General features: G+C 68.0%; 16 protein-coding genes. 11 read left to right on the top strand and 5 right to left on the bottom strand.

Annotated elements, in window-relative coordinates; genetic code table 11:
* Positions 1–33: 33 nt before the first annotated feature.
* The 4 genes from AC4NN1_RS07160 to AC4NN1_RS07145 all read right to left on the bottom strand — a co-directional run bounded on the left by AC4NN1_RS07160 (position 34) and on the right by AC4NN1_RS07145 (position 5,650).
* Positions 34–1,320, bottom strand: coding sequence for a hemolysin family protein (locus tag AC4NN1_RS07160; protein WP_491954911.1), 1,287 nt, complete (start codon positions 1,318–1,320; stop codon positions 34–36).
* 62 nt (positions 1,321–1,382) lie between these two features.
* Positions 1,383–2,414: a TerC family protein gene (locus AC4NN1_RS07155; RefSeq protein ID WP_026302892.1), complete on the bottom strand. Its 1,032-nt coding sequence runs from the start codon at positions 2,412–2,414 to the stop codon at positions 1,383–1,385.
* A 194-nt stretch (positions 2,415–2,608) separates the two neighbouring features.
* Positions 2,609–3,511: a hypothetical protein gene (locus AC4NN1_RS07150; protein WP_363457607.1), complete on the bottom strand. Its 903-nt coding sequence runs from the start codon at positions 3,509–3,511 to the stop codon at positions 2,609–2,611.
* 39 nt (positions 3,512–3,550) lie between these two features.
* Entirely contained in the window at positions 3,551–5,650 is a 2,100-nt protein-coding gene (locus AC4NN1_RS07145; protein WP_491955207.1) for a S9 family peptidase, read from the bottom strand.
* 186 nt (positions 5,651–5,836) lie between these two features.
* Here AC4NN1_RS07145 and AC4NN1_RS07140 point away from each other — a divergent pair, with 186 nt between their 5' ends.
* The 7 genes from AC4NN1_RS07140 to AC4NN1_RS07110 all read left to right on the top strand — a co-directional run bounded on the left by AC4NN1_RS07140 (position 5,837) and on the right by AC4NN1_RS07110 (position 11,825).
* The gene (locus AC4NN1_RS07140) at positions 5,837–7,087 is read left to right on the top strand and encodes an inorganic phosphate transporter (protein ID WP_018187163.1); all 1,251 of its coding nucleotides are present in this window, start codon (positions 5,837–5,839) and stop codon (positions 7,085–7,087) included.
* A complete protein-coding gene (locus tag AC4NN1_RS07135) occupies positions 7,084–7,419 on the top strand; it encodes a hypothetical protein (RefSeq protein ID WP_018187164.1) in 336 nt (111 codons plus the stop codon). Before AC4NN1_RS07140 ends, AC4NN1_RS07135 begins: the two co-directional genes overlap by 4 nt.
* A gap of 36 nt (positions 7,420–7,455) precedes the next feature.
* On the top strand, positions 7,456–8,358 hold the full coding sequence (locus tag AC4NN1_RS07130) for a phosphodiesterase (RefSeq protein WP_336123351.1): 903 nt from the start codon (positions 7,456–7,458) through the stop codon (positions 8,356–8,358).
* 45 nt (positions 8,359–8,403) lie between these two features.
* Entirely contained in the window at positions 8,404–8,793 is a 390-nt protein-coding gene (locus tag AC4NN1_RS07125; protein WP_116228388.1) for a MerR family transcriptional regulator, read from the top strand.
* The gene (locus AC4NN1_RS07120) at positions 8,790–9,770 is read left to right on the top strand and encodes an aldo/keto reductase (protein ID WP_491954910.1); all 981 of its coding nucleotides are present in this window, start codon (positions 8,790–8,792) and stop codon (positions 9,768–9,770) included. Before AC4NN1_RS07125 ends, AC4NN1_RS07120 begins: the two co-directional genes overlap by 4 nt.
* 66 nt (positions 9,771–9,836) lie before the next feature.
* Positions 9,837–11,294: an aspartate ammonia-lyase gene (locus AC4NN1_RS07115; RefSeq protein ID WP_018187168.1), complete on the top strand. Its 1,458-nt coding sequence runs from the start codon at positions 9,837–9,839 to the stop codon at positions 11,292–11,294.
* A 78-nt stretch (positions 11,295–11,372) separates the two neighbouring features.
* On the top strand, positions 11,373–11,825 hold the full coding sequence (locus tag AC4NN1_RS07110) for a DUF4190 domain-containing protein (RefSeq protein ID WP_491954909.1): 453 nt from the start codon (positions 11,373–11,375) through the stop codon (positions 11,823–11,825).
* 64 nt (positions 11,826–11,889) lie between these two features.
* Here the strand turns inward: AC4NN1_RS07110 and AC4NN1_RS07105 are convergent, their stop codons facing one another.
* Positions 11,890–12,753 (bottom strand): fumarylacetoacetate hydrolase family protein, encoded by an 864-nt coding sequence (locus AC4NN1_RS07105; RefSeq protein WP_018187170.1) that lies wholly within the window; start codon positions 12,751–12,753, stop codon positions 11,890–11,892.
* Positions 12,754–12,817: 64 nt separating this feature from the next.
* On the opposite strand from AC4NN1_RS07105, the gene AC4NN1_RS07100 reads away from it, so the two are divergent.
* The 4 genes from AC4NN1_RS07100 (at position 12,818) to rpsO (ending at position 15,620) form a co-directional block, all read left to right on the top strand.
* Positions 12,818–13,975 carry a PrsW family intramembrane metalloprotease gene (locus AC4NN1_RS07100; RefSeq protein ID WP_491954908.1) on the top strand — a complete coding sequence of 386 codons (1,158 nt, stop codon included), beginning with the start codon at positions 12,818–12,820 and terminating at the stop codon, positions 13,973–13,975.
* 234 nt (positions 13,976–14,209) lie between these two features.
* Positions 14,210–14,773 (top strand): YceI family protein, encoded by a 564-nt coding sequence (locus tag AC4NN1_RS07095; protein ID WP_018187172.1) that lies wholly within the window; start codon positions 14,210–14,212, stop codon positions 14,771–14,773.
* 41 nt (positions 14,774–14,814) lie between these two features.
* The gene (locus AC4NN1_RS07090) at positions 14,815–15,183 is read left to right on the top strand and encodes an FKBP-type peptidyl-prolyl cis-trans isomerase (protein WP_018187173.1); all 369 of its coding nucleotides are present in this window, start codon (positions 14,815–14,817) and stop codon (positions 15,181–15,183) included.
* Positions 15,184–15,350: 167 nt separating this feature from the next.
* Complete coding sequence (rpsO, locus tag AC4NN1_RS07085; protein WP_018187174.1) at positions 15,351–15,620, top strand: 30S ribosomal protein S15; 270 nt, start codon at positions 15,351–15,353, stop codon at positions 15,618–15,620.
* The last annotated feature ends 73 nt before the right edge of the window (positions 15,621–15,693 follow it).

Below are 15,693 nucleotides of genomic sequence, written 5' to 3'. Positions count from 1 at the left end.
GCTCACCTCGTCGCGGGTGGCACAGCCGCTCGGTCAGTCCTGGTCGGGGTCGGCGCTTTCGCGCGTCGTGACCCGGACCTCGGCGATCCGTCGACGATCGAGCGCCGTGACCTCGATGGTCGCGCCGTCGACCTCGATCGCGTCGCCGACGACGGCGAGGCGGCCGAGCCGCTCCATGACGAATCCGGCGACCGTGTCGGACGCTCCGCGGGGAAGCACGATGCCCGTCGCCTCCGAGAAGTCCTGCAGGTTCAGACGTCCGTCGATGATCTCGCGGTCCGCGTCGGGCGCGACCGCGGTGTCGTATTCGTCGAAGATCTCGCCCACGACCTCCTCTACGAGGTCCTCGAGGGTGACGATTCCGTCCGTCCCGCCGTACTCGTCGACCACCACCGCGATCTGGTGCCCTTCGGCGCGCATCTTGGTGAGTGTCGGCAGGACGCGCGCCGTCGACGGGAAGTAGGGGATCGGTCGCACGATGCCCGACAAGGGGGCATCCCGACCCTCGGCGACCGCCTCGAAGAGGTCACGGACGTGCACGAACCCGACGATGTCGTCGATCGAGGTGTCCGCGACGGGGTAGCGCGAGAACGGCAGCGCTCGGGCGTGCGCGACCGCCTCGCCGATGGTCGCGGTGTCGTCGAGCGCGGTGACCTCGGGGCGGGGGCGCATGACCTCGCTGAGCTGACGGCCACGCAGCGACAGGACGTCCTCGAGGATGCGGCGCTCGTCGTCGGGCAGCCCTTCGTGACTGGCGACGATGTCTCGGACCTCCTCGTCGGTCATCTCCTCACCCGTCTTGTGCGGGTCGCCGCCCAGCAGACGGACGAGCGCGTTCGTCGAGACGGAGAGCAGCCAGATCACCGGCCGCATGACCTTGGCGAACCCGTCGAGGATGGGAGCGACGGCGTAGGCGAACTGTGCGTTGCGCTGGATCGCGAGCCGCTTCGGCACGAGCTCGCCGAGCACGAGCGAGAGGTAGGCGATCAGCAGCGTGAGGAGGAGCGTCGCCAGCGTCAGGGCGAGTCCCGGATCGGCCCCCAGCGACTCGATGAGGGGGGCGACCGATGGGGCGATCGAGGTGGCGCCGTACGCGGCGGACGCGAAGCCCGCCACGGTCACGCCGATCTGTACGGCGGAGAGGAAGGTGTTCGGGTTGCGGGCCAGACCCGCCACCTTCGCTCCTCGCTTGCCCCGTGCGGCGATCGCGTTGATCTGGCTCTCGCGGAGCGTCACGAGCGCCATCTCGGTGGCTGCGAAGACGCCCCCCACCAGGACGAACACCACGACGAGGGCGATGTTCAGGGCGAGGTCGTTCATCGGGTCTCCTCGATGTCTGCGGCCTCAGTGAGGGGCGTCCGCGTATGGTCGCTGTCCATCGGTCAGCTGTGCTCCTTCTTCTGCTCCGGGGTCGACGTGGGCGTTCCGCTCGCGAGAGCCTTCGCGTCGTCGCGACGCGTCTTGGCGAGGCTCGCGACGGTCGCCACGACGATCGTGGCCGCGATGAACAGCAGCGAGAGCCAGATCGGGATCTCGGGTACCCACAGCAGCGGCTCGCCGCCGTTGATGAAGGGAAGCTCGTTGACGTGCAGAGCGTGGAAGAGCAGCTTGACGCCGATGAAGGCGAGGATGACCGCCAGGCCCTGAGCCAGGTAAACGAGACGCTCCAGCAGACCGCCGATGAGGAAGTAGAGCTGACGCAGACCCATGAGGGCGAAGGCGTTGGCGGTGAAGACGATGTACGCCTCGTTCGTGAGGCCGTAGATGGCGGGGATCGAGTCGACCGCGAAGATCAGGTCGACGAATCCGATGGCGACGATGACGAGCAGCATCGGGGTGACGAAGCGCTTGCCGCCCTTCTTCACCGTGAGCTTGTCGCCGTTGTACTCGTCGCTGACGGGCAGGATGCGGCGGACGAACTGCATGAACTTGCCGTTGGCCGGGTCGGAGTCGCCGTGGGCGAACGCCTGACGGTAGGCCAGGAACAGCAGCAACGCCCCGAAGATGTAGAAGATCCACGAGAAGTTCTCGATGAGGGCGGCGCCCACCGCGATGAATCCACCGCGCATGATCAGGGCGATCACGATGCCGATCATCAGCACCTTCTGCTGATAGATCTTCGGCACGGCGAACCCGGCCATCACGATGAGGAAGACGAAGAGGTTGTCGATCGACAGCGCCTTCTCCGTCAGGTACCCGGCGAAGTACTCGCCGGAGTACACCCATCCCCAGCCGGGCACGAAACCGATGACGACGCCGAACAACAGGGCGAGCCCGATGTAGAAGGCCGACCAGCGGGCGGACTCACCGACCGACGGCTCGTGCGGCTTGCGCACGTGCGCGAAGAATTCATAGACGAAGAATGCGATCGTGACAGCGATCGTGATGCCCCAGACAAGGGGGGTGATTTCCACAGGAGTCTCCTCGATGGCGTGAACGAATGACGCCAGAGTCTTCTCCATCTCGAACTTTCGAGACCGGTGGTCCGGGATGCGCCTTCACATCCGTAATGACGAACCGACCGTAGCGGAGTACTCCCCCTGGGGATTCCGATTTTATGGGATGCCGGACGCGGAAACTGACAATTGCCTCGACGCGGTCCGTCGTGCTAGCGGCCGGCGGGCTCTTTGAGGTCGTCGCTGGCGTAGGGAGCCGGAGCGGGGGCGTGAGCGTAGGGGATGAACCAGCTCGCGAAATCCAGGGGAGGCGTGGCGGCCGCGGCATCCCGCTTCGTGGTCTCGTCCTGGTCGGCGAAGAGCGATTCCACGTCGAGGTCCTGGAAGAGGACCGTGTCGAGGTGCTCACGCCAGCCCGAGGGCAGGTCGCTGCCGAGGCGGTCGGCGTTGCGCTGTGCTTCGTCGAGCACGAGCTTGAGCGCGAGTTCGTGGGCGACGGTCGGCGGGTAGACGGGCGAGGCGCTCAAGCGGGACGTCACCTCGATCGTCGCGGCGAGGAACTTCTGAGCGAACATCCGGTCGTAGTGGGTCGCGTACTGGGGCGGCAGCTGCGAGATCACGTGGGTCTCGCGCCACGCGGAGCGGTCGTCCGCGGCATCCGCCAACTGCATCACGTCGTCGAACAGGCAGTCCACCACCATGACGGACGCGTTCCAGACGAGACCCTTGATGATGGTGCGCTGACGCAGCTCGGATGCCGAGGCGTCGCCGGTCGCGCCGCCGAAGAGCTCGTTCAGGGCCCAGTCGATGCCCGCCAGTCGTGCGCCGGCCCGGGCGACCTTCGCCGTGTCGGAGGACCCGGCCGGCACGCTGCCCGACGTCCCCTGCCACTGCGAGTCGACGATCGCGACGTTCGACGATTCGATCCGGACGAGGTCGTCGGCGCCCGGTGCGATGGAGACCCCGATCATCGACAGCAGCGCGTCCTCGGCCGTCAGAGCCGACGCCGACATCCGGGATGCGTCGTCCGGACCGTTCACCAGGTCGTCGGGATGAGCGCAGACGAGGTCGAGATCGATTCTCACCGACGCGCGGTAATGAGGATCAGTGGGCATGGCGGCATCGTACCCAGCGGGCCGCCGGAATCGCGACGATCAGTCGTTCTCCGCGAGTCCCATCACGTCCAGGAGCCAGGCGAGCTCGAAGGCGCGCTCGCGCCACGAGTTGTACCGACCGCTCACTCCGCCGTGTCCGGCGACCATCTCGCACTTGAGGAGCGCGTCCGCACCGACCTCGCGCAGACGCGCCACCCACTTCGCCGGTTCGACGTACAGAACACGGGTGTCGTTGAGGGATGTCACCGCGAGGATGCGGGGATAGCGGACCCCCTCCTGCACGTTCTCGTACGGCGTATACGACTTCATGTAGGCGTACACGTCCGCGTTGTGCAGCGGGTCGCCCCACTCGTCCCACTCGATGACGGTGAGGGGGAGGGACGGGTCGAGGATCGTCGTGAGGGCGTCGACGAAGGGCACCCCGGCAAGGATGCCCGCGAAGAGGTCCGGGGCCAGGTTCGCGACGGCGCCCATGAGGAGTCCGCCGGCGGAGCCGCCCTCGGCGACCAGCCGGTCGGGCGACGTGTAGCCCTCTGCGACGAGATGGCGCCCGACGGCGACGAAGTCGGTGAAGGTGTTGCGCTTGTGGAGGAGCTTGCCCTCCTCGTACCACTGCCGGCCCATCTCCCCGCCGCCGCGGACGTGGGCGATCGCGAAGATCACACCGCGGTCGAGCATCGACAGGCGCGCCACCGAGAATCCGGGCTCGATGGAGTGCTCGTACGACCCGTAGCCGTACAGGTGGAGCGGTCGGGGTGAGCCGCCGGGCTCTCCGAACGAGCGCTTCCAGACGAGGGACACGGGGATGCGGGTGCCGTCGTCGGCGACGGCCCACACGCGTTCCTGGCCGTAATCCGCGGGATCGTAGCCGCCCAGCACGGGCTGGCTCTTGCGCAGCAGCAGCTCGCCCGTGGCGACCTCGAGGTCGTAGACCGTGCCGGGGGTGGTGAACGAGGCGTAGCCCAGTCGGATGACCGGCGGTGCCCACTCCGACGACCCGCTCGCGCCGACCGCGTACAGCGGCTCGTCGAAGCCGATCTCACGCACCTCGTCGGTGGCGTAATCCAGGATGCCGACCCGCGCCAGGCCCTCACGCCGGTACTCGACGACCGCCCAGTCCCGGTAGGCCGAGGCGTCGAGCAGGCGCCGGCCCGGCAGGTGGGGCAGGACGACGTGACGGTCGCCGGTGGGGTCGGATGCCGCGACGCGGACGAGTTCGAAGTCGAGCGCGCCGTCGTTGTGGAGGATGTAGAGGACGTCCTCGCCGTCGACGACCGCGTGGGTCAGCGAGTACTCGACGCCCTCGCGCCGCGGCCATACCGAGCGCGGCTCGGAGGTGAGGTCGTCGGCGGGAACCAGGAACTCCTCGGACGTGATCGACGAGCCGACCCCGATCACCAGGTAGCGGTCGCTTCGCGTGAAGCCCGCTCCGACCCAGTAGCGCTCATCGGGCTCGGTGAAGATCGCCTGATCGGATGCGGCATCCGTGCCCACTTCGTGCAGCCAGACCGTGTCGGGACGCCACGCGTCGTCGACCGTCGTGTAGACGACGTGACGACCGTCGGGGGAGAACACGGCGCCGGAGGAGGTGTTCTCCACGACGTCCGGGAGGTCGACGCCGGTCGCGAGGTCGCGGATGCGGAGGGTGTAGCGCTCGTCGCCCGCGACGTCGACGCCGTAGAGCAGGCGCGTGCCGTCGTTGGAGACGTCGAGGCTGCCGAGGGAGAAGAAGTCGTGCCCGTCCGCTTCGACGTTGCCGTCGAGGAGGACCTGCTCGCCGGGGACCTCGGTCTCGGGGGAGAGGACCGGCGGGGTCCAGTCGTCCGGGTCGCTGATCGGCGCTCGGCAGTTGATCCCGTACTGTTTGCCCTCGACCGTCCGGCCGTAGTACCACCAGTGGCCGCGCCGCGAGGGGACCGAGAGATCCGTCTCGAGGGTGCGTCCCTTGATCTCGTCGAAGAGGCGACCCCGGAGTTCCTCGAGGTGAGCGGTTCGTTCGTCGGTGTAGGCGTTCTCGGCCTCGAGGTGGCCGATGACGTCCTCGTCGTCCTTCGCGCGCAGCCATTCGTAGGGATCTGAGACGGCGTCGCCGTGGTGGGTCCGGGTGAGGGGGCGGCGGTCGGCGACGGGCGGCGTCACGGCTTCGGAAGTCACCCGACCACGCTAACTGACCCTCGCGGGCGCGCGCGGGTTATGCCGTGGCGGAACCTGTGCGAGGATTTTCCAGGCCCGACTGAACTGCTGATGACGTCTGGGTGAACTTTTCGTTCGCAACGCCGATCGCCGCGGCACCCCGTTCCCCCGATTCCCGACGGAAAGCGAACTGTGGAAACCGCAGCACTCATCGTCGTCCTGGTCATCGCACTGGCACTGTTCTTCGACTTCACCAACGGCTTCCACGACACCGCGAACGCGATGGCCACGCCCATCGCGACGGGTGCCCTGAAGCCCAAGGTCGCCGTGCTCCTGGCCGCGTGTCTGAACCTCGTGGGCGCCTTCTTGTCCACCGAGGTCGCCAAGACGATCTCGGGCGGCATGATCCGCGAAGATCAGCTCTCGCAGTCGATCTTCCCGGCCATCATTTTCGCGGGCCTCATCGGTGCCATCACCTGGAACATGCTGACGTGGCTCCTGGGTCTCCCCTCCAGCTCGTCGCACGCCCTGTTCGGCGGCCTCATCGGAGCGACGATCGTCGGCGCCTCGATCAGTGCGATCGACACGGGGGTCGTGCTCTCGAAGGTCGTCCTGCCGGCTCTCATCGCACCCCTCACCGCGGGGATCATCGCGTTCGTGGCGACCAAGATCGCCTACGTCGTGACCCGCCGCTACGACAACAAGCCCGACGGACGCGACGGCTTCCGCTGGGGGCAGATCTTCACGTCCTCGCTGGTCGCGCTGGCCCACGGCACGAACGACGCGCAGAAGACGATGGGTGTCATCACCCTCGCCCTCATCACGGTCGGCTGGCAGACCCAGTCGGACCCGCAGCTCTGGGTCATCTTCGCCTGCGCGCTCACGATCGCCCTCGGCACCTACATGGGCGGCTGGCGCATCATCCGCACGCTCGGCAAGGGCCTCACCGACGTGAAGCCGGCGCAGGGCTTCTCGGCGGAGGCATCCACCGCCTCGACGATCCTCGCATCGAGCGCCTTGGGCTTCGCACTGTCCACGACCCAGGTCGCCTCGGGCTCCGTCATCGGCTCGGGTCTCGGACGCCGCGGCGCGATCGTCCGCTGGGGGACGGTCGGGCGCATCACCGTGGGCTGGGTGCTGACCCTCCCCGCTGCCGGCATCGTCGGGGCGCTCGCCGCGTTCCTCATCGTCGGGTTCGAGAACCTGTTCGGCCAGGGCGTCGGCGAACTCATCGGCGTCATCATCGGCGCGGTCATCGCCGTCGCGATCGTCCTCGCGATCTTCCTGCGCTCGCGGCGCAACGAGATCACCGCGGCGAACGCGATGAGCGAGGTCGCCGACTCCGGTGCCGCCGTGGACCTCACCGAGGAACCGCCGCCCACCCGCCGCCAGCAGCGCGTCGCCCAGGCGGCCGCCGCATCCGATGAGGAGAACGCCCGATGAACCTCACCATCGACTGGCTCGCCTTCGTCCAGGTCTTCGTCGCCGCGCTCCTCGCGGCGTCGGTCGTCGTGTCGTTCTACGCCGTCGGGCTGCGCCTGCTCGTGCGCGCCGGACGGGTTCCGGTGGTCATCCCGGCGACCTTCACGGACGCGCTGACGGTGATGACGCCGAAGGAGCAGAAGCGCGCCGCGAAGGCCGCGAAGAAGGCGGCCAAGAAGAACCCGCTCAGCGTCGCGCAGAAGCGTGTCGCCCTGATCGGCGCCTACGCGTCCTTCGCCGTGTGCGGCCTCGTCGTGCTGGGCGGCCTCCTCCTCATCCTCTTCAACCACTGATCGCGTGCCGTCCGCGGCGGTCAATAGGCTGACGGCATGCAGTCCGTCTCCTTCGGCCGGCACGCGCCCGCCCTCCGCTCGATCGTCCATCTGAGCGACACGCACCTGTTGGCCGGCGACCGTCGGCTCGGCGGCGCGTACGACTCGACCGGAGGAGCGGCGGCCGCCCTCGCGGCGATCGAGCGCACCGGCATCCGCCCCGATGCCCTCGTCGTGACGGGTGACCTCACGGACCTCGGCGAGCCCGACGCGTATCGACGGCTGCGCGAGCTCGTGGAGCCCGTGGCGGAACGGCTCGGCACGCCCGTCGTCTGGGTCGCAGGCAACCACGACGAACGGCCGGCAATGCGAGAGGGACTCTTCGACGAACCCGGATCGCTCGAGCCGATCACCGCCGTGCACGACCTCGACGGGCTGCGGCTCATCGTCTTGGACTCGACGGTGCCCGGATGGCACCACGGCGAGATCGATGCGGCGCAGCGCGAGTGGCTCCGCGGCGTCCTCGCCGAGCCCGCCCCGCTCGGCACGCTCCTCGCGCTGCACCACCCGCCACTGCCGAGCCATATCCCGTTCTTCGACATCCTCGAGCTCCACGATCAGGACGCCCTCGCCGAGGTCATAGAGGGAACGGACGTGCGCGGCATCCTCGCCGGCCACCTCCACTACTCGACGAACGGCACCTTCGCCGGCATCCCCGTCAGCGTGGCATCGGCGACCTGCTACACGATGAACCTGCAGCGTCCCGCGACGGAGGTCAACGGAATGGATGCCGCGCAGTCCTTCCACCTCGTCCACGTGTACGACGACACGATCACCCACACGGTCGTGCCCGTCGTCGATGCCCCGACCGGCGACTACTTCTCCGCCGAGTGGGTCGAGAAGATGGCCGCTCTGAGCCCCCAGGAGCGGCTCGAGGCGTTCTCGCGCAAACCTTCCTGAGCGCCCGCTTGACTTCGAGCGCGCTCGAAGTTCTACCGTGAAGGCATGACCCTCCTCTCCGGCTCCGCCGGCGCATCGATCGCCGAGGCTGCGGAAGCCACCGGCGTGAGCGCACACACCCTGCGCTATTACGAACGCGCCGGGTTGATGCTCCAGCCCGTCGACCGGGCCTCGTCATCCCACCGGCGCTACTCCGACGCGGATCTCGCCTGGATCCGCTTCCTCGCGCGGCTGCGGTGGACAGGGATGCCGATCGCCACCATGCGCCGCTACACCGAGCTCGTGCGCGATGGGGAATCGACCGTCGCCGAGCGGCGACGACTGCTGGTGGAGCATCGCGAGGTCGTTCGCCGCCAGCTCGACGAGGTGACCCTGAGCCTCGCCGCCATCGACCACAAGATCGACATCTACGACAAGGAGATCAGCCCCTCATGAAGACCACCATTCTCGGAGCCCACGGACCGCAGGTCGGCCGCATCGGCCTCGGCCTCATGGGCATCAGCGCGTTCTACACCGGTGCCGGCCAGGATGACGCCGGGGGCGAGCGGACCATCCTCGGCGCCCTCGACCGCGGTGTGACCCTGCTCGACACCGCGGAGATGTACGGACCTCACACGAACGAGGAGCTCCTCGGGAAGACGCTCGCCCAGTCGGGCCGCCGGGATGAGGTCGTGCTCGCCACGAAGTTCGGGATCGTGCGTCACCCGGACGGCCGCTCCGGGGTCGACGGCAGCGTCGAGAACGTCCGGCGCTCGGTCGAGGGATCGCTGCAGCGTCTGCAGACCGACCGCATCGACCTGTACTACCAGCACCGCATGGACCCCGCCGTCCCCATCGAGGAGACCGTGGGCGCGCTCGCCGAGCTGGTGCAGGAGGGCAAGATCCGCGGGTACGGGCTGTCGGAGGCATCCATCGCCACGATCCGTCGCGCGCACGCGGTCCACCCCGTGACAGCGGTGCAGACCGAGTACTCCCTGTGGACCCGCGATCCCGAGGCCGAGCTGCTGCCGGCATTGCGCGAACTCGGCATCGGCTTCGTCCCGTACTCGCCGCTCGGACGCGGCTTCCTCACCGGCGCCATCCGGTCGGCCGATCAGCTCGACGACGACGACTTCCGTCGCAGCAACCCGCGGTTCGAGGACGAGGCGCTCGCCGCCAACCTGCGGATCGTCGACGTGATCGAGGGCATCGCCGCCGAGGTCGAGGCGACACCCGCACAGGTCGCCCTCGCGTGGCTGCTCGCCCAGGGGGAGGACATCGTCCCCATCCCCGGTACGCGCAAGCTCGAGCGGCTCGAGGAGAACATCGGCGCCGCCGATCTGACACTGAGCGATGACCAGCTCCGCCGTCTCGGCGACGTCGCGCCGGCGGTCGGGGATCGTTATGCCGACATGTCCAGCGTGAACCGCTGAGGTTCAGGGGTGCGGGGATAGGCTCGATCCATCCCTGCACCCCTGTGACCCACGAGGACACCGCACATGGCATCTGACGCGACGACGCGCACCGAATCCGACTCCCTGGGATCGATGGAGATCCCCGCCGACGCCTACTGGGGCATCCACACGGCGAGAGCGCTGGAGAACTTCCCCATCTCGATGCGACCGATCTCGGTCTACCGCGACCTCGTCGTCGCCCTCGCGATGGTCAAGCAGGCCTCCGCGCGCGCCAACAAGGAGATCGGGGCGCTCGACGCATCCCGCGCCGATCTCATCGACCAGGCGGCCCAGCGCGTCATCGACGGCGAGTTCCACGACCAGTTCGTCGTGGGCGTCATCCAGGGCGGCGCCGGAACCTCGACCAACATGAACGCGAACGAGGTCATCACCAATATCGCGCTCGAGATGGCGGGCCGCGAGAAGGGCGATTACGCGTTCCTCTCGCCCATCGATCACACCAACCGCAGTCAATCGACCAACGACGTCTATCCGACGGCGATCAAGGTGGGGCTCGGGCTCGACCTGCAGTCGCTCCTCGAGGAGCTGGACCTGCTGCGGCAGTCCTTCCTGAAGAAGGCCGACGAGTTCCACGACGTCCTCAAGGTGGGACGCACGCAGTTGCAGGATGCCGTCCCCATGACCCTCGGGCAGGAGTTCCACGGCTTCGCCACGACGCTGGGGGAGGACCACCACCGTCTCCGCGAGAACGCGCACCTCCTCTACGAGATCAACATGGGTGCGACGGCCATCGGCACCGGGATCACGACGCACCCGGATTACTCGCGTGCCGTGCTCCGGCACTTGCGCGAGATCAGCGAGCTCGACCTCGAGACGGCCGAAGACCTCGTCGAGTCCACCAGTGACACCGGCGCCTTCATGTCGTTCTCGTCGTCGCTCAAGCGCAATGCGATCAAGCTGTCGAAGATCAGCAACGACCTGCGCCTGCTCTCAAGCGGACCGCAGGCGGGCTTCGGTGAGATCAACCTGCCGCCTCGGCAGGCGGGGTCGAGCATCATGCCCGGCAAGGTGAATCCCGTCATCCCCGAGGTCGTCAACCAGGTCGCGTTCGCCGTCGCCGGTGCGGACCTCACGGTGACGATGGCCGTCGAGGGCGGACAGCTGCAGCTCAACGCGTTCGAACCGGTCATCGCGCATTCGATCTTCCAGTCGATCACATGGATGCGGCGCGGCATGCGCACCCTTCGCGTCAATTGCGTCGACGGCATCACCGCCAACCGCGAACGCCTCGGCACGATGGTCGGGTCGTCGGTGGGCGTCATCACGGCGCTGACGCCGTTCATCGGCTACACCGCCGCGGCCGCGCTCGCCAAGACCGCGCTCTTGACGAAGCGGAACGTGGGCGACCTGGTCGTGGAGGCCGGGCTCATGTCGCGTGACGAGGTCGACAAGCAGCTCTCGCCGGCACGGTTGTCGGGGCTTCAGGCGGTCACCCGAGCGATTCCGATTATCACAAAACCGGGTGCCGTGGAGGGTCCGTGATTGCGGGTTGTCTGAGAGAACGCCGGACGCTAGCGTCGGGGTCGTATCCCGGCCCATCAGCGACCTGAAGGACTTCACATGACCGACCCCAACCAGCCGAACTCGCAGAACATCCCGCCCGCGCCGCCGGCATATGAGGCGCCGGCCTACGGCAACGCACCGCAGTACAACGCCGGCGCTCCGGCTGCCGGCCCCGTCCCGGGGCGCACGATGGCGATCGTCGCCCTGATCCTCGCGATCATCCCCGGAACCCAGCTCATCGGTCTGATCCTCGGCATCGTGGCGCTGGTGCAGAGCCGCAAGGCCGGCACGAAGAATGGTCTCGCGATCGCCGCGATCATCGTGAGCATCGTCCTCATGATCATCGCGATCATCATCATCGTGGTCGGCGTCGCGAGTTTCGCGAACTCCACCGCGGATCTGTACCAGCAGTACCAGACCAACTGTGTCGCTGGTGGATCTGGTGTCGTCGAGTACCTCGGCCGGACCATCCCCTGCGACCAGCTCGACCAGTCGCAGCTCAACAACTGACCTGCGCGACAAGAAGCGGCGGCCACCCTAGGGTGACCGCCGCTTCTTGCTGTCTCGCGTTGTCTCAGTCGGTGATGCGACAGAAGGTCGTCAGTTCGCCGATCCCGTCCACTCCGACGGTCACGGTGGAACGGTCGCGGAGGAAGATCTGCGGGTCGCGCGAATAGCCCGCGCCACCGGGGGAGCCGGTCGAGATCAGGGTTCCCGGCAGAAGGGTCGCGGACTGCGACAGGAACGCAACGAGCTTCGCCACGGGGTGGATCATCTGGTCGGTCGAGGCGTCCTGCACCATCTTCCCGTCGACGATCGCCCAGATGTGCAGATCCTGCGGGTCGGGGATCTCGTCCGCGGTGACGACGAACGGTCCCGTCGGGGTGAAGCCGTCGAACGACTTGCAGCGCGACCACTGCGCCTCGGAGAACTGGATGTCGCGGGCCGTGATGTCGTTGACCACGGTGTAGCCCCAGACGTGGTCGAGGGCATCCTCGAGGGCGACGTCGCGGGCAGGCGCCCCGATGATGACGCCGAGCTCCGCCTCGTAGTCGACGGACTGGCTGAGCGAGCGCGGCCAGGTCGTCGTCTGACGGTGACCCGAGAGCGAGCCCGGCCACAGGATGAAGACCGTGGGCGCCGCGTCGGCCTTGAGGCCGAGTTCGCTCGAGTGGGCCGAGTAGTTCAGCCCGATCGCGATGGTGATGGGGGTGTCGAGTACCGCCGAGGCGAAGACGGGGTCGCCGAGCGGCATCCACTCGGCGGTCGCAGCGCTCTCCCGAACGCGGTCGAGGAGGGCGTCGCCTCCTTCGATGAGCGGCTGAAGACGCGACGGTGCTCCGTCGAAGAGCTGCGACACCAGGGCGGCACGGTCCTTTTCGACCAGGACCAGCTGCGGCTCGTCTACTCCGTCAGGGACAACGTGGGCGAAGCGCATTGGTCCAGGGTATCGCCCTCGACTGCGGCGGGGCACGATCGGGGGCCGCCCCTAGGCTGAGCGCATGTCGTTCCCGTCGCCCCTCGCACAACCGGCGCGTGCGACGCCCGCCGCTCCGCCGCCGGCCCCACCGCGGCCCCACCTCCCCGTCCCCGCACCGACGGGCGGCCGCGTGATCCTCTGGATCGTGGCTGCCGTCCTCGCCGTCGCGTCGCTTGGCCTGGCGGCTTACTTCTTGGCGTTCCTCGGTGCGGCGGCCTCCATCGTCTCCGGGCTCCTCGCCCTCATCCCCTTGGTCCTCGTCCTCGTCGCCATCAGGATGATCGACCGGTGGGAGCCGGAACCCCGCGGCCTCGTCGTCCTCGCGCTCGCATGGGGAGCAGTGGCATCCGTCGTCCTCGCGCTCGGGGTCGACCTCGTCATCACGCTGGTCGCGCCGGGCCTTCCCGACACCGTCTCCGCCGTCCTCCAGGCGCCGATCGTCGAAGAGGTGGCCAAGGGCGCGGGAGTCCTGCTCATCTTCGTCGCCGCGAGGCGTGCCTTCGACGGCCCTGTCGACGGTGTCGTCTACGGGGCGCTCGTCGGTGCGGGCTTCGCGTTCACGGAGAACATCCTCTATTTCGCCGACAGCCTCGTCACGGGTGGGGCCGAGAGTGCGGCCTACACGTTCTTCCTCCGCGGCATCCTCTCGCCGTTCGCGCACGTGATGTTCACGGCCGTCACGGGGTACGCGCTGGGGCGCGCCGCACGCCGGGGCGTGTGGGGCGCAGCGGCGCTCGGACCGTGGGCGGTGGGTCTCGGGGGAGCCATCGGACTGCACGCGCTCTGGAACGGATCGGCGGTGTTCGCCGACTTCTTCGTGCTCTACGCGACCTTCCAGATGCCTCTGTTCATCCTCTTCATCGTCGGCGTCGTGCTGCTCCGGCGCGAAGAGGCGCGGCTCACCCGCACGTGCCTCGCCGACTACGCGGCCGCGGGATGGTTCTCACCGGCGGAGGTCGACATGCTCGCGACCGGACGTGGACGCTCGCGAGCCGTCACGTGGGCGCGCTCCCTGCCCGGCGACCGGTCAGCAGCGATGCGGCGTTTCATCGTCGAGGCGACAGCGCTCGCGGCCGCCCGCCACCGTGTGATCGGCGGACGCGATCCGCGCGCCGCGGCGGACGAGAGGGTCTACCTCGAACGCGCCACCCGGGCACGGAGCGATCTGCTCGTCGGCTGAAACACCGACAGAGGGCCCGCGGCCGGGCGAAGACTCAGCGCCCGGTGCCGCGGCGATGCCTGCGAGTCTTCCGGGCGCTGAGTTGGCGTACAGAAATGATCCCGCCGCCTCCTCGCGGTGTCAAGAGGGTCCGCGCACCGGCGAATCTTCATTCACGGGAATAGGATCGGATGCGGCGACGTTTCGCCCTCTTGACCGCCGGCGTGTGCCGGAACCCCTCCACGAAGGACGATCATGACCGACTCCACCGCCACCCTCGACATCCCCGGCTACAAGGCCGGTACCTGGATCCTCGACGCGTCGCACAGCGAGGTGGGCTTCAGCGTCCGCCACATGATGATCTCCAAGGTCCGCGGCCACTTCAACGTCAAGGAGGCGACCCTGATCGCCCCCGAGAACCCGCTCGAGGCCAAGCTCGACGCCAAGGTCGACGCGGCGTCGCTGGACACGAAGGACGAGGGCCGTGACGGTCACCTCCGCAGCGCCGACTTCTTCGATGTCGAGACCTACCCCGAGATCACTTTCGCCTCGACCGGTGTGCGCATCGAGAACGGCGACTTCCTCGTCGACGGCAACCTGACCATCAAGGACGTCACGAAGCCCGTCACGTTCGAGGTCGACTTCGGCGGCTTCGGCACCGACCCGTGGGGCAACTACAAGGCGGGCGCGACGGCCAAGACCGTCATCAACCGCGAGGACTTCGGTCTCACCTGGAACGCCGCGCTCGAGACCGGCGGCGTGCTCGTCGGCAAGGACGTCACGATCGAGCTCGACCTCCAGGGCTCGATCCAGGCCTGAGTGCGTTTGACCACCGGATGCCGCTCGGTTTGGATGGACTCATGACTGCAGACCGCACCAAGCCCGAGATCGACGCTCCTCAGGGAGCCGCACCCTCCGACCTCGTCGTCCGCGACCTGATCGAGGGCGACGGCACCGAGGCGAAGCCCGGTGACACCGTCACCGTCCACTACGTCGGCGTCGAATACGTCTCGGGCGAGGAGTTCGACTCGTCCTGGAACCGCGGCGAGAGCATCCAGTTCCCGCTCCGCGGCCTCATTCAGGGCTGGCAGGACGGCATCCCGGGCATGAAGGTCGGTGGACGTCGTGAGCTCGTCATCCCGCCGCACCTGGCCTACGGTCCCGCCGGTGGCCACTTCCTCGGCGGCAAGACGCTGATCTTCATCATCGATCTGCTCGCCGTCGGCTGAGACGCATCGCACACAAGGGCCCGGTCGCTTCGGCGGCCGGGCCCTCGGTCGTCTGCGGGGCGCCTCGTCCTGTAGACTCCTGTGGTTGCCGTTCGATCGGCCGCGGATAAAGAGAGCCCTCGCATCAGGCGTCGGGCGCCGCGCAACGAAGAGGAAGGGGATCACCTATGGCACTGGAAGCAGACGTCAAGAAGGCGATCATCGAAGAGTACGCGACGCACCCCGGTGACACCGGATCCCCCGAGGTGCAGGTCGCGATGCTGACGCAGCGCATCAAGGACCTCACCGAGCACCTCAAGGAGCACAAGCACGACCACCACTCGCGTCGTGGGCTGTTCCTGCTCGTCGGTCAGCGCCGCCGTCTCCTGGGCTACCTCCAGGACGTCGACATCAACCGTTACCGCTCGCTCATCGAGCGCCTCGGCCTCCGTCGATAAGGCATCGCTGCCAGCGTTCAATCGCGCAGAACATTCTTGAGAAGGCCGCCCCACGGTGTGGGGCGGCCTTCAT

This window comes from Microbacterium sp. MDV22-iso44 (assembly GCF_058629135.1).
Note: the sequence above shows the minus strand (reverse complement) of the source record. Positions and strands in the feature narration are given on the sequence as shown.

Coding starts and splice junctions, on each gene's coding strand:
- AC4NN1_RS07115 (WP_018187168.1), top strand. CDS start 9,837: ATGGCATCTGACGCGACGACGCGCACCGAATCCGACTCCCTGGGATCG.
- AC4NN1_RS07105 (WP_018187170.1), bottom strand. CDS start 12,753: ATGCGCTTCGCCCACGTTGTCCCTGACGGAGTAGACGAGCCGCAGCTG.
- AC4NN1_RS07160 (WP_491954911.1), bottom strand. CDS start 1,320: ATGAACGACCTCGCCCTGAACATCGCCCTCGTCGTGGTGTTCGTCCTG.
- AC4NN1_RS07135 (WP_018187164.1), top strand. CDS start 7,084: ATGAACCTCACCATCGACTGGCTCGCCTTCGTCCAGGTCTTCGTCGCC.
- rpsO (WP_018187174.1), top strand. CDS start 15,351: ATGGCACTGGAAGCAGACGTCAAGAAGGCGATCATCGAAGAGTACGCG.
- AC4NN1_RS07110 (WP_491954909.1), top strand. CDS start 11,373: ATGACCGACCCCAACCAGCCGAACTCGCAGAACATCCCGCCCGCGCCG.
- AC4NN1_RS07095 (WP_018187172.1), top strand. CDS start 14,210: ATGACCGACTCCACCGCCACCCTCGACATCCCCGGCTACAAGGCCGGT.
- AC4NN1_RS07100 (WP_491954908.1), top strand. CDS start 12,818: ATGTCGTTCCCGTCGCCCCTCGCACAACCGGCGCGTGCGACGCCCGCC.
- AC4NN1_RS07130 (WP_336123351.1), top strand. CDS start 7,456: ATGCAGTCCGTCTCCTTCGGCCGGCACGCGCCCGCCCTCCGCTCGATC.
- AC4NN1_RS07150 (WP_363457607.1), bottom strand. CDS start 3,511: ATGCCCACTGATCCTCATTACCGCGCGTCGGTGAGAATCGATCTCGAC.
- AC4NN1_RS07125 (WP_116228388.1), top strand. CDS start 8,404: ATGACCCTCCTCTCCGGCTCCGCCGGCGCATCGATCGCCGAGGCTGCG.
- AC4NN1_RS07120 (WP_491954910.1), top strand. CDS start 8,790: ATGAAGACCACCATTCTCGGAGCCCACGGACCGCAGGTCGGCCGCATC.
- AC4NN1_RS07090 (WP_018187173.1), top strand. CDS start 14,815: ATGACTGCAGACCGCACCAAGCCCGAGATCGACGCTCCTCAGGGAGCC.